This is a genomic window from Tumebacillus flagellatus, assembly GCF_000714935.1.
GTDB lineage: Bacteria > Bacillota > Bacilli > Tumebacillales > Tumebacillaceae > Tumebacillus > Tumebacillus flagellatus.
In genome coordinates this window covers 1-14157 of record NZ_JMIR01000026.1, presented here as the reverse complement: position 1 = coordinate 14157, position 14157 = coordinate 1, and the positions used below count along the sequence as shown (strand labels likewise).

The following is a 14157-nucleotide window of genomic DNA, read 5'->3' as shown; positions in this document are numbered from 1 at the left end:
ACCACAAGCAAAAATCGAGTATAGTAGAGAACAGTAAAGTTTGTAAACTGAATCGTTACTTTGACTTCCACCAAAAAAGATAGACGCCAAAAAGGAATGTCCTACGTGAACCGCAAACTGCCCACCGTGTTAAAGCTGTTGCTTCCCGCTTTGCTGTTGCTCTGCACGACCATTCTCCTGGTGTTCGTGGCGTTTAACGCCCTCTATCAAGAGAAGCAAGAGAAGCTTTCGGCGATGTCTCTGTTGTTGCAACATCGGATGGGGTCCGATCCCGGCCTTTCGTTTGCGATGTCCAGCGGCAACGATGCGCTTTTGTACCAGCGTTTTCAAGCGTTGCTGGACGAGACGTTCCCGGCTGACAACGACTTGAGCGGTTCGCTCTACATTCGGGCGACCAACCAAGTGGTCGCGTACGCGCCGGTCCAGCGCAACCCGCGTCTCCTGCCTTATACGCTCGAATCGGTGGCTCCTGAGACGGAGACGTTGCTCAAGACCGGCCAGCCTCAGTTTTACTTCACGATTTCGAAGATTCGCAATGTCCGCGTGTACAACTATTCCATCCCGCTGTACCGGGACGGTTCCGTGTACGCCGTTTTGAATGTCAACCAATCCACGGAAAAAATCGAAAGGCAGCAAACCTTCATCTGGGTGTCCGGGTTGGGAGTCTGCCTCGTTTCGTTGACCGTCTGGCTCGCCATGGGCCTGCGCTCAGAACGCCATGAGCGGCATCTGCAACGGGAGCAAGAGAAGCTGATCGAATGGGTGAAGTCGTATGACGGCGACTCGTTCTCCGGCGAAACGCTTGACTCAAAATTCGAACTGCTCAAAGACCTGCCGCAAGCGTTCCAAAACGCCGTCGATCTCGCCCGCCGCTACCGCCACCAGCAGCGCAATGTGCTGGATCAGGTGCCGCTCGGCTTGTTGACGTTTGACGCGACGGGTCGGGTCAACTATGTGAACCCGTACCTCTGCGAGATGTTCGGCTATCCCCAAGAGCAATTGCTCACGTGGGACGGCACGGAATACCGTTCCCGCTTCCGTTTTTTGGACGGGACGTATCCGCTGGATGAATTGCAGGCCGGAAAGCGCGTGGAAAACCGCGTCGGCGTGGGCCGCAATTCGGACGGAGAAGAGATTCCCTTCTCGTTGTCGATCCGTCCGTTTCCGTCGACGGGCAACGGAGCGCCGGCGTGGTTGGTGCTCGTCTACAACCGCTCGCAGGAATTCGCCATCGACCGCTTGACGCAGCAGACGCAGGTGTTGTTGCAATCGGTGGCGTTAAACGTGCTGTTGGTCGACGCCAATCTGCAAATCGAGCACATCTCGCCGGAGTTGTGCTCGCTGGTCGGGCGGCGGGAAATGGACTTGATCGGCAAGAAGTTGCCCGATGTGGAGCTGTGGCAGTTCCCGGAGAACGGGCAGGCGCTCGGCCTCGCTTTGGAGCGCGTGCTGCAAACATGCCGCCGCGAACACCTCGAACAGCAGAGAGCGTTGATGCACGGGCGCGAATATGTGTTGGAACTGGACTTGTTCCCGATTCGCAACCCGTTGTCGCAGGAAGCGGACGGGTGCATGGTCTTCGTCAAGGACATCACGCTCTATCAGGAATGGGAGCAGTTGTCCCGCCGGGTGGACGCGCACTCGCACTATGTGCAGATGGCGGCGACGATTGCGCATGAAGTGCGCAACCCGATGACGTCGGTGCGCGGATTTTTGCAGCTCTTGGCCAAGAAGATGGAGGGCGGAGAGCACCAGATGTACCTCGACGTGATGCAGTCGGAGATCGACCGGATGAACGCGATCCTCAGCGAGTATTTGAGCATGGCGCGGCCGGCGCAAGGTTCGGAACAAGTCGATCTGGCGTCGCTGGTTCGCGAGACGTTCCTCGTGCTGGAGGGCGAAGCGAACTACCGAGGGGTGCAGTTGGGCTTGGAGCTCGAAGAAGGGTACCGCTTGGAAGGCAACGCCCGCGAGTTGAAGCAAGTCTTGATCAACTTGGTGCGCAACGCGTTTGACGCGATGAACGGCACGGACGGCAAGATCGACATCCGCTTGCACGGCGGAGTGATCGCTGTGGCGGACAACGGCTGCGGGATGAACCCGGAGCAGATGGAGCGGATCTTCGAGCCGTTTTTCACCACCAAAGCGGCGGGCACCGGCCTCGGCCTGCCCGTCTGCCGCAAAATCGTCGAGTCGCACGGCGGGACGCTGGAAGTGACAAGCGTTCCGGGTCGCGGCACGGTGTTTACGGTACGGTTTGCATGAGAAAAGACCTTGGCGCTGTTGAGTGCCAAGGTCTTTTTGGGGTCAAAAACGAGCCTCGGCGCGGGGTGCTGATGTGAACTCATGGCTCACTTGCCTGCCGAAGTATTTTTCTCTATTCCCGCAACGCCGGAACGCCCTCCGGCGCTTCGTTGTGCTCCAAGAGCTTCGCGCGGATCTCGTCCGACATCTTCACGGCTTTCTTCGTGCCGAAGTCATACCCAAGCAGCACCGCTTTGCCTCTCGCGACCCATTCGCCGCGCTCGTTTTGGATCGCTTGTTCGACGTCGACGCTGGACGAACCCAGGCGGCCGATCCAAGTGAGCACCGTCAAGTTTTCCGCGTAGACGGCTTCTCTTAAATAGTCGCAACGCGTAGACGCGATGATCATATTCCACGAGTGCACATCCAAGCTCGGGTTGAACAGGCGGAACAGTTCCTTGCGCGCCTCTTCAAAAAACGTCAGATACGTCGCGTTGTTCACATGCCCCAACGCGTCGCAATCGTTAAACCGCACACTCAATTCATTTCGATACATAAAAAGTCAATCTCCTCTCTATCAAGTCCCTGCTTTCATGTTGCCCAAGTTTTTGCACGTTGTCAAAGGAAAGGTTTTGGACACCCTACGGGTATCTGCACTCCTACTCTTTTTTCAAGGAGGTACCTCATGAAAGCACGCATTCCCGCTCTGCTCCTGACAGGCACTCTGCTCGCCTCGCTGTTCGCGACACCCGGCGCCGAGGCGCAGACTCCTGCTCTGAAAGACTTGGGCGCTTCGTACGCCCAGACGGAAATTCAAGCGCTGGTCAGCGCCGGCATCATCTCCGGGTACGAAGACAACACGTTCCGCCCGGCTGCCACGATGACCCGCCAAGAGTTTGCCACCCTGTTGTCCAAAGCGCTGAAACTCACGCCCAACGCCGCCGCTTCGGCGAAATTCACCGACGTGGAATCGTGGGCGCAACCGTACGTCGGCGCGCTCGTCACGGCGGGGCTGACCTCCGGTACGAGCGCCACGACGTTTGGCGCGAACGAACCGATCACCCGCGAGCAATTGGCGGCGTTTTTCATCCGGGCGATGGGCCGGGCGAACGAAGCGACTTCGTACGGCTTGACGTCGACGTTCTCCGATGAAAACGCCGCCTCCCCCTACGCCAAACCGCTGATCGCTCTGACACAGCACATCGGGTTTATCAAAGGCAGCCAAGACGGCAACGGCGCGTGGACGTTCGACCCGCAAGGCAACGCCGAACGCCAAGCCGTCGCCCGGCTCGCGTATGAATTTTACACCCACCGCGACACGTACACGTCCAAAATCGACACGATCGGACGCACGATCTCGCTGCTCGACGGCACAGACGCCGCGATGAACAAGATCACGTCCTTCCACATGTCGGAGTCGATGAACGCCCCCGACACCGCGATGACCGCCGAGGGCGACTACGTACAAAGCCCTCTGTCCGTCCATCAATCCGGCTCGATCACCTCCACGGACACTTCCGGCCAGAAAGCGACCGACCCAATGGAGTTCTACATCGCAGGCGGCACCGAGTACATCAAGGCGCCCGACAATACTTGGTACAAGCAAACGTTCCAAGGCAACTTGGAAGACATCATTCCGTCGTACAACAACGGCGCGAAGAACAGCCACTACCTCGCCCCGTTCTTGACGGTCACCGACAACGGCGACACCTACACCCTGAGCGGCACTCTGCCCGGCGCGGTCATGAAAAAAGCGCTCCTCGACCAAAGCGGACAGTTGCCCGCCGGATCGGAGGACCTCGGCGACACGGTCTACCGCATCGTCCTCGACAAAAACACGCTCTACCAAAAGTCTGTCCACACGGAAACCACATTCGGCGCGACTTACAAGTCCACGTTCGACCTCACGCTGTCCAACTACAACAACGTCGCGCCGATCACCGTTCCCGCGAACGTGAAAAACAGCGCGCAAAGCACCTCGTAATCCCGGCGTTCCCGCCCAAGCACGAAAAAAAGACCCGCCTCCGCATGAGGCCGGGTCTTCTTTTTCCAGCGCGGCTATTGGAAGTTCTGCTGCAGGAATTGCTGGGTCTTCTGCTGCGTCTGCGCGTACTGCTGAATTTGTTTGTCCAGTTCTCGGCGCTGCGCTTTCGACGAAGCGTTGTACATGTTGGCTTGCTCCATCGACTTGTAGAGATGCCCTTGCAACGTCAGCGTGTCTTGGAGCAGCTCCGTGAACATCTGGCGCACCATCGGGCAACTCGATTCCATCACCGCCGTGCAGTACTCGCGCGCCGTGCGCTTCTGATCGGCGAGAATCGTGTAGAGCAGGTCTTGGTCCGGGAGCAACGGGCGATGGCGGTTTTGCACCGCTTGGAACGACTGGGGTTGAAAGGTTTGTTGTGGTTGCATCTGTTGGGTCTGTTGCATGCGGATTCCTCCTCTCTTACATCGGTTGGGTGGGAGCCAGTTGCTGATGCTGCTGGAGCGTGTTCAGCAGGTAGTTGTAGTGCGTCTGATGACGCCCCGCCATCTCCAGAGCGATTCTTGCCAACTGCGGGTTTTGCACAGACGCGGCGGCGGCGGTGCATTGCTTGATCAGCAGGTCTTCGTTGGACATCGAGTCGACGATGTACTCAAGTTCCTTTGCGGTCAACGGTTGCATGTGCGATTTCGACCTCCTTCGTATGGAGGTAGTATCTGCCAATCAAAAAAAGACCATGCAACACGCGCATGGTCATTTTTTGATAAACCGCAGCGACACCATCGCGGCGACGCCGACGAGGGACGCGATCCCGAACACCGTGTACGTGCCGAAGATCCCCACGCGGTCGAGCAGCAACCCGCCGACCATCGTGCCCGCCATCGAACCGAGACCGTTGCCGATCGCGGAGTAGATGCCAAGCGCCGTCACGCGGATTTCTTCCGGGGTGTTGCGGCGCACGAACTCCGCCGCCGCCGGGATGTAGATACCGGTGGAAAGCCCCTGCACGAACAGAAGCGACATCACGAGCACCGGAGACGGTTCCATCCCGTAGAACAGCCAGCGCAGCGCCGCGATCGAACCGGAGAGCACCAGCGCCCCGATCAGTCCCGTGCGGGAGATCAAGCGCCCGGCGAACTTCATTACCGGCGCCTCCGAGCCCGCCGCGATCAGAAATGACAGGCCGACGCCCGCCACGTTGCCGCCGATGGCGGTGAAAAAAATCGAATAATAGCTGTTGTTCGCTTGAATCGTCCCGAAGATCAAGAACGTCCCGAACAAAAACACCAAAAACCGCGGCAGGCGGATCAGCTTGCCAAGCCCTTTGAGCAGCTCAAACTTCATCTCCGCCGGTTCTTTCGGCAGCGCGCGCGTCAACAGCACACAGGACGCCATCGCCACCGCATACACATAGAAGATCGCTTGCAGCCCGGAGAGGTCGGACAGTTTCCCCGCCACCCACGACGCGACGGCAAATCCGATCGCGCCCCAGAGCCGAAGCGAGCCGTAATCGCCGCCGTGCTTCGCCACCGTGCGCAGCGAGATCGAATCGAGGATCGGCACGCCGGACGAGTGAAACGCCGCCATCCCGGCAAACAGCAGGAGGAACAGCGCATAACCGCCGACTTGCGGATACAGAAGCGACAACAACGCCGCCACGGAAAGCGTCGTGAACAACACCAGCCGCTGGGCTTGCCAACGGTCGACGATCATGCCCCAGAGCGGTTGAAACAGCACCGTCATGATCGGGCCGATCCCGGTGATGATGCCGATCTGCCCGCCGCTCAAGCCGTTTTCGCGCAAGAACAGCGGCAACATCGGATACAACGCCCCGAATCCCACGAAAAAGAAAAAGTAGTACGCCCCCAACACACGCGTCTTGCCGCGCGCTCTTGGCAGGCTTTCTTGTGTAACCTCCAGAATCTAACACCCTCTTCCTTGTGGTATACTAGGGAGTAGGTTTGGAAAGGAGTGCTTTCATGCCGCACGAACACGATCATTCCCACGATCCCTGCCATCACGATCACAGCCATGATCACATTCATACGCATAGCGTTCCGAATACCAAGGACAAGTTCCTCGATCGTCTCAAGGAGCAGGGCTTCAAGCTGACCGGCAAACGCCGCAGCATCGTGGAGATCCTCTTGGAGGAAGACCGCTACATCAGCGCCAAGGATTTACTGGAGCGCCTCAAGGCGCAATTCCCGCGCTTGAGCTTCGATACGGTCTACCGCAACCTCCACCTGCTCAAGGAGGAGCGCTTGATCGAGGAATCGGTGTTCGGCGACGGCGGGAGCAAATTCCGCATCGCATGCGACACGAATCACCACCACCATCACTTCATCTGCACCGTGTGCGGCAAGACGCAACTTGTCGCCGGATGCCCGATGGATGCTCTGCAATTGGAAGCCCCGACCGGGTTTCACATCGAAACACACCGCTTTGAAATCTTCGGACACTGCGCGAACTGCTGTCAGTCAGCGTCGGCCCGTTGACCCATCGCCTCGTCCGCTCGATCCAACACCGCGTCCAAGAGACGGGGATGTTGCCCGAGCGGCGGGGCGATTTTCATGTCCAGACCGGGTGCGGCCTCGCGTGCCAGCTTCACCGCCTTGCGCATCAGATACCCCTCCGTCAGAAAAAAAGGCGCGACCGTCACCCGGTCGACACCCGCTTGCACGACAGACGCCACCGCTTCTGCGATCGACGGGCTCTGGAAGCTCAAAAAACCCACTTCCACCGGGCCTCCGCTCTCTTCCCGCAAAAAAGAGGCGAGCTTCGCGAGCGCCTCTTCCGGATCCGGAAGTTGACTTCCGTGCGCCACGATCACGATGCCGCACTTCGACATCTCCCCCGCCTCCTACTCTTCGCTTCTGGAAACACTTTACCCCTTTTTGCTCTCCGCGTCCACCCAACCGTTGCGAATGGCGAGAATCGCCGCTTGCGTGCGGTCTTCCACGCCCAGTTTCGCCAAGATGTTCGAAACGTGCGTTTTGACCGTCTTGATCCCGATATAGAGAGTTTCACCGATCTGCTGGTTGGTCATCCCCCGCCCGATCAAGCGCAGCACATCCATCTCCCGCTCCGTGAGCGTCTCGGCAGTTGGCGTGGGGCTTTTCGGTTTTTGCAAGTTCGCCACGACCTTGGCGGCGACTTGCGGCTCCAGCACCGTCTCGCCGCGGTGCACTTTGCGAATCGACGTCGCCAATTCCTCGCCGAGCACCGTTTTGAGCTGATAGCCGGATGCGCCCGCCTCAAGCGCCGGGAGCACTTTGTCATCTTCCAAAAACGAAGTCAGGACGAGCACTTTGGTCTGCGGGCGCTCCGCCAAGACGCGCCGTGTCGCTTCCACGCCGTCGATGCCGCCCATGACGAGGTCCATCAGCACGACGTCGGGTCCAAGCTCCGACACCCGCTTCACGCCCTCCTCACCTGAACCCGCCTCGCCGACGATCTCGATGTCCGGCTCCGTCATCAAATACGTGCGCACGCCCAAGCGCACCATGTCGTGATCATCCACCAATAACACGCGAATGTTGCTCATCTCGTGGTTCTTCCTCCTTGCCGTACAAACTCACCCAGACGCGGACTTCCGTTCCCTCGCCGGGTCGCGACAACACTTCCATCCGCCCGCCGACTTCTTCGGCGCGCTCTTGAATCGATTGCAGCCCGTAGGAGCCGCCGCGTTGCTGCTTCGGATCAAACCCGCGCCCGTCGTCGCTCACGGCGAGGCAGACGCGCTCGCCCTCGCGCATCAACTTCACACCAAGCTTCGTCGCCGAGGCGTGGCGCACGACGTTGGAGACCGCCTCTTGCGCGATGCGAAACAGATGCGCTTCCATCCCGTCGCTCAAGCGAATCACGCCGTTGAGTTCCATGTCGTAGCGAATCCCGTGGCGCGGACAGACGTCTTGCAAGAAGCGATCGAGCGCCTCCGCCAGCGAACGCCCTTCCAATTCCACCGGACGCAGATGCAACAACAGCGCCCGCATCTCCGCTTGCGCTTTGGACGCCATCTCTTCGAGTTGCGCGATCAAGGGGCGCACCCGCTCCGAGTCCCGTTCGTACAACTTCGCCACCGCCCCAGACGTCATCCCGATCGCAAACAGCTGCTGTGAAACGGAATCGTGCAAGTCGCGCGCCAAACGCTGGCGCTCTTCCATGGTGGCAAGCCCGGCTGCCTGTTGCGCGAGTCGTTCGTTTTTGTCGACGAGACGGCCGAGCGCCAAGACTTGGTCTTCCAGCCGTTCCGCCATGCCGTTCAGGGCGCCGGCGAGTTCGAGGATTTCGTTTTCGTCGCCGACGACTTCGATGCGGTGTCCGAGGCGGCCGTTCGCCCAGAGCAGCGTCGCTTCCAGCAGCGTCCCGATCTGCTCTTGCTGCGCGCGCGACGTGGAATAGCCGCCGACCAGACCGACGACGAGGATGGCGATGAGACCCGAGCCAAGCAAGATCGCCGCCAGCACCGCCCATTGGCCCCCCGTCAACCCGTCCGGTGTCAGCAGCGGCTTCGACGACAGCCAGTTGTAGAGCGAGAACGCCCCGCCCGCAAGCCCGACAAACACAACCAGCGCCGCAGCCGTTGTGCGCACAAACGCGAGCAACAACGACCAGCGGACGCTTTTGAACCGGCTATCCAACGCGCGTAACATGGATGTCACCGAACTTCACCAAAATGTGCAAGCGGACTTTTCGTTCCGCCTCGTCATAGCCGGGGGTCTGGTAGACGGCCTGGCCGTTGGGAGTCTGCATTTGAAACACGCGGGAGTTTCCGAGTTTCACCCGCGATTCCACGTGCACGTCCAAGCCGTCCGGCAAGTAGACGTGCACGTCGCCCGCTTTGCACTCGATGTCGAGCACCGTTTCGCCCTCGGGGATAAACGTCTCGCGCAAGTCGAGGCGGATCGTACCCATTTTTTGCTCGATGCGCGTGCTCTCCAGTTTCCAGTTCGGGCCGCCGAGCTTCAATTCGCCCGCCTTGGTCGAAATGACGCGATCCGTTTCAACCGGTTGGAGCGACTTCGCGGGTTGGGGGAGGTTCTCCAACACGGAGTCTTCCGCAACCGAGGTTTCGGCATAGCGGATCGAGGCGCGCGCCGTTTTTTTCCCGGAGCGGCCGAACAGGAGCAGAAAGCCCAGCACGATCAGCGCGCCGGGGATCAGCAGGCTCGACCACGACGTGTTGCCGAGATAGTCAAGATTGTCGAGCAACCAAAAGCTGCCGAGTCCCAGCACCACGAGGTTCCAAAACGCGCCCATCACCGAGCGGCGCACGAGATCGCCGATCAATCCGACCAGCCCGAAGTAGATCAAGATGGCGGGCCAGTAGGTGAAAAACACCGAAGAGATCGTCTCGCCCTCCCACACGCCGAAATTCACAAGGGCCAGCACCAAGCCGACCAGTAGAAAAAAGCCTCCAAAAGTCCTCATCGCGTCCTCCGCTTCCTTTCCTCACACTACCAATTTCTCTGTTGCCTTCAGTATACCTCCTCTGCCTCGTCCGTGCCCCCCGCGTAAGTCGGTTCGACGCCTCCGTCCGCAGACGGAGACAGAAAAAACCCCGCCGCAAGACGCGACAGGGATTCCGCATTTCCGTACCTCTGTATGTCGGGATCACCGCACATAAAACCACTCGCCGACTCCGTCCTCCCGCCACCCGTCCAGCCGATGCAACGGGTGAAACCCGTACGCCTGCAAGAGCGGCCCCGCGCCGGGCTGGTCTTCCGGAGCGAACGCGAAGACGCGGCGCAACGAGGCGGCACGATCGGCAAAGTACGACGCCATGTCCTCCAGACCCGCTTGCAAAAGCGTGCCCGCCAAGCCTTGCCGCCGGCGCGACGGGATGATGCGCAAGCCGGTCAATTGCGCGATCCCCGAATGAACGCCCTCGCGAGCTCCCCAGCTCAGCGTCCCGAGAATCAAGCCGTCTTCTTCCATCAGCCACGTGCGGTCGCACGTCAAGTTCAGTTCGGCGTACCGCTTTGCTTCTTCGATGTGCGGGCTGAAATACTGCAAATACTCCCGCACCAAAAACATATGGTCTCCCTCTTCCGCCATTCGAATCTTCATCGTGCTTCCCCCTCCGCTTGTAAAAAACAAACATGTTGAGTATAGCACCGATGCGCATTCGAACATACACAAAAAAGTATCGGTCGTTACACAGAAGAAGAACGCAGAAAAAGCGCCCCCGCCGCGAAAGGCAGAGACGCTTTTGGAAAAAACGGACGCTTAGACCAGCATACCCGCCACGAGGTCGGCCGCTTTGTCGAGCGCTTCCTGCAGTTTGGAGACATCCTTGCCGCCCGCTTGTGCGAGATCCGGACGCCCGCCGCCGCCGCCGCCGGTGACCGCTGCGACTTCTTTGACCAGTTTGCCCGCTTGGATGCCTTTGCCGTTGAGGTCTTTCGTGACCGCGACGACGAAGTTCACTTTGTCCGTGCCTTGCGCCGCGCCGAGCACGACCACGCCGGACGCGAGACGTGCTTTGAGGTCTTCGGCGATCGCGCGCAGGCCGTCCATGTCCACGCCGTCGAGTTTCGCCGCGAGGAACGGCACGCCGCCGACTTCGCGGATTTGCTCGACGAGGTTTTTCACTTCACCCGCTGCGAGTTTGCCTTTGAGAGACTCGATTTCTTTGCCGAGTTCCTTGATGTTGTTTTGCAGGTTGTCGATGCGCGACGGAACGTCGTTGACGTTTGCCTTCAGCTTGCCCGCCGCATCGGTGAGCAGGCGGTCGCGTTCAACGACGAACTCGTACGCCCCCTTGCCGGTGACCGCTTCCACGCGGCGCACGCCGGCTGCGATGGACGATTCCGACACGATCTTGAACAGGCCGATTTCCCCGGTGGAGCGCACATGGCAGCCGCCGCACAGCTCGATGGAATAGTCGCCCGCTTTGACGACGCGCACGACATCGCCGTACTTCTCGCCAAACAGCGCCATCGCGCCGAGCGCTTTCGCATCGTCGATGCCCATCTCGTTGATCTCGACGATTTCGTTTTGCCAGATTTGCTCGTTGACGCGGCGTTCCACGTCGGCGATCTCTTCCGCCGTCATGCCGGAGAGGTGCGAGAAGTCAAAGCGCAGTCGATCCGGTCCGACCAGAGAGCCCGCTTGTGCCACGTGCTCGCCGAGCACTTGACGGAGCGCTTTGTGCAGCAAGTGCGTCGCGGTGTGGTTGCGGGTGATCGCGACGCGGCGCTCGTAGTCGATGGACGCTTCCGCTTCGTCGAGCACGTTTACGGTGCCGGAGAGCACGCGCGCTTTGTGCAGGTTGTAGCCGTTCGGCGCTTTTTGCACGTCGAGAACTTGGACGATCGCCGCTTCGCCGACGTGGATCAGGCCGATGTCCGCCACTTGACCGCCGGACTCTGCGTAGAAAGGCGTCTGCGAGAGGAACAGCGCGATCTCGTCGCCCTCATGCGCTTCTTCGACGATTTCGCCGCCGGAGATGATCGCGAGCACTTGTGCGGACGTTGCCGCTTCGGAGTAGCCGACGAAGTTCGAGCGGATGTCGAGTTCGTCGTAGAGTTCCGTTTGCACCGACATGGTGGAGACGTCCTTGCGTGCGGCGCGCGCGCGTTGACGCTGCTCGTTCAGCGCTTTTTCGAACCCTTCACGGTCGATTTCGATGCCTTGCTCCACGCAGATGTCTTCGGTGAGGTCGATCGGGAAACCGTAGGTGTCGTAGAGGCGGAAAGCTTCTTCGCCCGGCAGGACGTTTTTGCCTTCGCCCTTGACGCGCTCCAACACGTCGGCAAGCAGGGATTCGCCGTCTGCCAGCGTCACGTGGAAGCGCTCTTCTTCCGCTTTGATGACGCGCTCGATGAACTCGCGCTTCGTGACGATTTCCGGGTAGTACTCGCCCATGATGTCGCCGACAATCTTCACCAGCGTGTACATGAACGGCTTTTCAATGCCGAGCACCTTGCCGTAGCGAACGGCACGGCGCAGCAGTCGGCGGATGACGTAGCCGCGGCCTTCGTTGGACGGAAGCGCCCCGTCGCCGACGGAGAACGTCACGGTGCGGATATGGTCGGCGATGACTTTAAACGCCACGTCGAGGTTCAGGTCGGTGTGGTATTGCTTGCCGGACAGACGAGCGGTTTCTTCGATGATCGGCAGGAACAGGTCGGTGTCGAAGTTGGTTTCGCCGTTTTGCAGCAGCGAGCACAGACGTTCCAGACCCGCGCCGGTGTCGATGTTTTTCTTCGGCAGTTCGGTGTAGGAACCGTCTGCGTTGTGGTTGAATTGCGTGAACACGAGGTTCCACACTTCGAGATAGCGCTCGCCGTTGTGGTTGTCCGGGTGGAACACGTCGTCCTTGCCCATTTCCGGGTTGCGGTCGTAGAAGATCTCCGAGCACGGGCCGCACGGACCTTCGCCGATGTCCCAGAAATTGTCTTCTTCGGTGCGGCAGATGCGGTCGGCCGGAATGCCGACGACGTTGGTCCAGATCTCGAACGCATCATCGTCTTCCGTGTGAATCGTCACGTAGAAACGGTCCTTGTCGAACTTCAGCTCTTCGGTGAGGAATTCCCACGCCCACGGGATGACTTCTTTTTTAAAGTAATCGCCGATGGAGAAGTTGCCGAGCATTTCGAACATCGTATGGTGACGGGCGGTCTTCCCGACGTTTTCAATGTCGTTGGTGCGGATGCACTTTTGCGAGTTTGTGATACGCGGGTTCTTCGGAATCTCCGACCCGTCAAAAAACTTCTTCAGCGGCGCCATGCCCGCGTTGATCCAAAGCAAGGACGGGTCGTTGTACGGCACAAGCGATGCGCTCGGCACGATCTCGTGGCCTTTGGATTCAAAAAACTTCACAAACCGTTGGCGAATCTCAGCAGATTTCATGTGAGTAACTCCCTTCAGATAATAAAAAAAGCCCCTCGTCGCCGGAATGAAAAAACATTCCAGGGACGAAAGGCTGTTGAGCACATTCGCGGTACCACCCTGGTTACCGTGCTCCACGGGACAGCCCGCTGGACAACACGATCACCTCGGCGTGCGGTAACGGGCACGGACCGGCAGGGTTCACCTGCACTCAGAAGCAGCGTTCAAGCATCCTTCACCGAAGCGTCCTCTCAGCCTGTGGGTCGCTCTCTCTGACGGCGGACTATGCCCTACTCCTCTTCCTCATCGCATTAGTTTCCATTATAGGGGCAGAGCCTCTGTTCGTAAAGTAGTCTCTCCTCATTTGGGCAGACTGATACAAACGGCAAGAGAAATACGTCCCGAATGTGAAACTTTTTCCTCCGTCTTGCGTCCTATATAGAGAAGGGATTAAAGGCGGATGCATGTCTCAACATATCCGCTCTATAATATAAACAGATGGATCGATTACAATCATCCTTAAGAAGCACTCAAGCCCTTCAACAAATTCACTTTCACAGAATTTGTGCCAACCGTTACAGACCGCTTCGCCAAAGGGCTGTAATATTCAAAATTCATTTGAAATTGGCTGATTTCTGTGATATATTCATCGTGATGATGAATGGCATTTAAATTATTTATCATCCAGCGTTACCAAAGGAGGAGTTTCTCATGAAAAAAGCATTTGCTTTCGTAGGTCTTGCCCTGGCAGCTGCACTTTTGGTGCCTGCGACCACTCAGACCGCAGACATCCCGGTCGCTCCTTCCGCAACACATCAAGTCAACAAGGACATTCCGATCGTGTCGAAGGTTTCCTACATCGTGCGTGAAGGTATGCCCGGGGATGACGTAACCGCGTACATCGTTCGTGGCAAGAAGAACGGCCACGACATCGAAGTACAACGCGACATCCCGATCTCCCCGCGCGAAACCGCGTACATCGTTCGCGGCTTTGGCCCCAACCCGGGCGACGATCAGGGTGAAAACTCGATCCAAACCGCGTACATCGTCCGTGAAGGACTGCCGACCGGTAACAGTGTCCAAACCGCGTACAT

The 14157-nt window shown here is 58.9% G+C and carries 14 protein-coding genes; 4 read left to right on the top strand and 10 right to left on the bottom strand.

The annotated features are described in order from the left end of the window. The first annotated feature begins 105 nt into the window (after positions 1–105). Entirely contained in the window at positions 106–2265 is a 2160-nt protein-coding gene (locus EL26_RS23955; protein WP_161780744.1) for an ATP-binding protein, read from the top strand. Positions 2266–2377: 112 nt separating this feature from the next. On the opposite strand, the gene EL26_RS15830 is transcribed toward EL26_RS23955, so the two are convergent. Beyond that, positions 2378–2800 carry an acyl-CoA thioesterase gene (locus EL26_RS15830; RefSeq protein WP_038091017.1) on the bottom strand — a complete coding sequence of 141 codons (423 nt, stop codon included), beginning with the start codon at positions 2798–2800 and terminating at the stop codon, positions 2378–2380. A 129-nt stretch (positions 2801–2929) separates the two neighbouring features. Between EL26_RS15830 and EL26_RS15825 the strand changes: the two genes are divergently transcribed. Next, positions 2930–4228 carry an S-layer homology domain-containing protein gene (locus EL26_RS15825; RefSeq protein ID WP_038091016.1) on the top strand — a complete coding sequence of 433 codons (1299 nt, stop codon included), beginning with the start codon at positions 2930–2932 and terminating at the stop codon, positions 4226–4228. A 74-nt stretch (positions 4229–4302) separates the two neighbouring features. On the opposite strand, the gene EL26_RS15820 is transcribed toward EL26_RS15825, so the two are convergent. The 3 genes from EL26_RS15820 to EL26_RS15810 form a co-directional block, all read right to left on the bottom strand. Further along, on the bottom strand, positions 4303–4674 hold the full coding sequence (locus EL26_RS15820) for a spore coat protein (protein WP_052036463.1): 372 nt from the start codon (positions 4672–4674) through the stop codon (positions 4303–4305). 16 nt (positions 4675–4690) lie between these two features. After that, positions 4691–4909 carry a hypothetical protein gene (locus EL26_RS15815; RefSeq protein WP_038091015.1) on the bottom strand — a complete coding sequence of 73 codons (219 nt, stop codon included), beginning with the start codon at positions 4907–4909 and terminating at the stop codon, positions 4691–4693. A 72-nt stretch (positions 4910–4981) separates the two neighbouring features. After that, the gene (locus EL26_RS15810) at positions 4982–6100 is read right to left on the bottom strand and encodes an MFS transporter (RefSeq protein ID WP_274518890.1); all 1119 of its coding nucleotides are present in this window, start codon (positions 6098–6100) and stop codon (positions 4982–4984) included. A gap of 107 nt (positions 6101–6207) precedes the next feature. Between EL26_RS15810 and EL26_RS15805 the strand changes: the two genes are divergently transcribed. Continuing rightward, entirely contained in the window at positions 6208–6723 is a 516-nt protein-coding gene (locus tag EL26_RS15805) for a Fur family transcriptional regulator (protein WP_081857253.1), read from the top strand. Here EL26_RS15805 and EL26_RS23950 read toward each other — a convergent pair. From EL26_RS23950 to alaS, 6 genes are all read right to left on the bottom strand, one after another. Continuing rightward, positions 6702–7076 (bottom strand): sirohydrochlorin chelatase, encoded by a 375-nt coding sequence (locus EL26_RS23950; RefSeq protein ID WP_052036462.1) that lies wholly within the window; start codon positions 7074–7076, stop codon positions 6702–6704. The two genes, EL26_RS15805 and EL26_RS23950, sit on opposite strands and share 22 nt — an antisense overlap. A 36-nt stretch (positions 7077–7112) precedes the next feature. Continuing rightward, on the bottom strand, positions 7113–7772 hold the full coding sequence (locus tag EL26_RS15795; protein ID WP_038091013.1) for a response regulator: 660 nt from the start codon (positions 7770–7772) through the stop codon (positions 7113–7115). Further along, positions 7741–8880, bottom strand: a complete 1140-nt coding sequence (locus EL26_RS15790; RefSeq protein ID WP_038091011.1) for a HAMP domain-containing sensor histidine kinase — start codon at positions 8878–8880, stop codon at positions 7741–7743. The genes EL26_RS15795 and EL26_RS15790 overlap by 32 nt, the downstream gene beginning before the upstream one ends. Next, positions 8861–9658: a cell wall-active antibiotics response protein LiaF gene (gene liaF, locus EL26_RS15785; protein ID WP_038091008.1), complete on the bottom strand. Its 798-nt coding sequence runs from the start codon at positions 9656–9658 to the stop codon at positions 8861–8863. The genes EL26_RS15790 and liaF overlap by 20 nt, the downstream gene beginning before the upstream one ends. A gap of 183 nt (positions 9659–9841) precedes the next feature. Next, positions 9842–10297 (bottom strand): GNAT family N-acetyltransferase, encoded by a 456-nt coding sequence (locus tag EL26_RS15780; protein ID WP_038091007.1) that lies wholly within the window; start codon positions 10295–10297, stop codon positions 9842–9844. Between the two features lie 159 nt (positions 10298–10456). Then, on the bottom strand, positions 10457–13084 hold the full coding sequence (gene alaS / locus EL26_RS15775) for an alanine--tRNA ligase (protein WP_038091006.1): 2628 nt from the start codon (positions 13082–13084) through the stop codon (positions 10457–10459). A 690-nt stretch (positions 13085–13774) separates the two neighbouring features. Between alaS and EL26_RS15770 the strand changes: the two genes are divergently transcribed. Further along, the coding region (locus tag EL26_RS15770) for a hypothetical protein (protein WP_038091005.1) at positions 13775–14157 on the top strand (383 nt) is incomplete at its 3' end.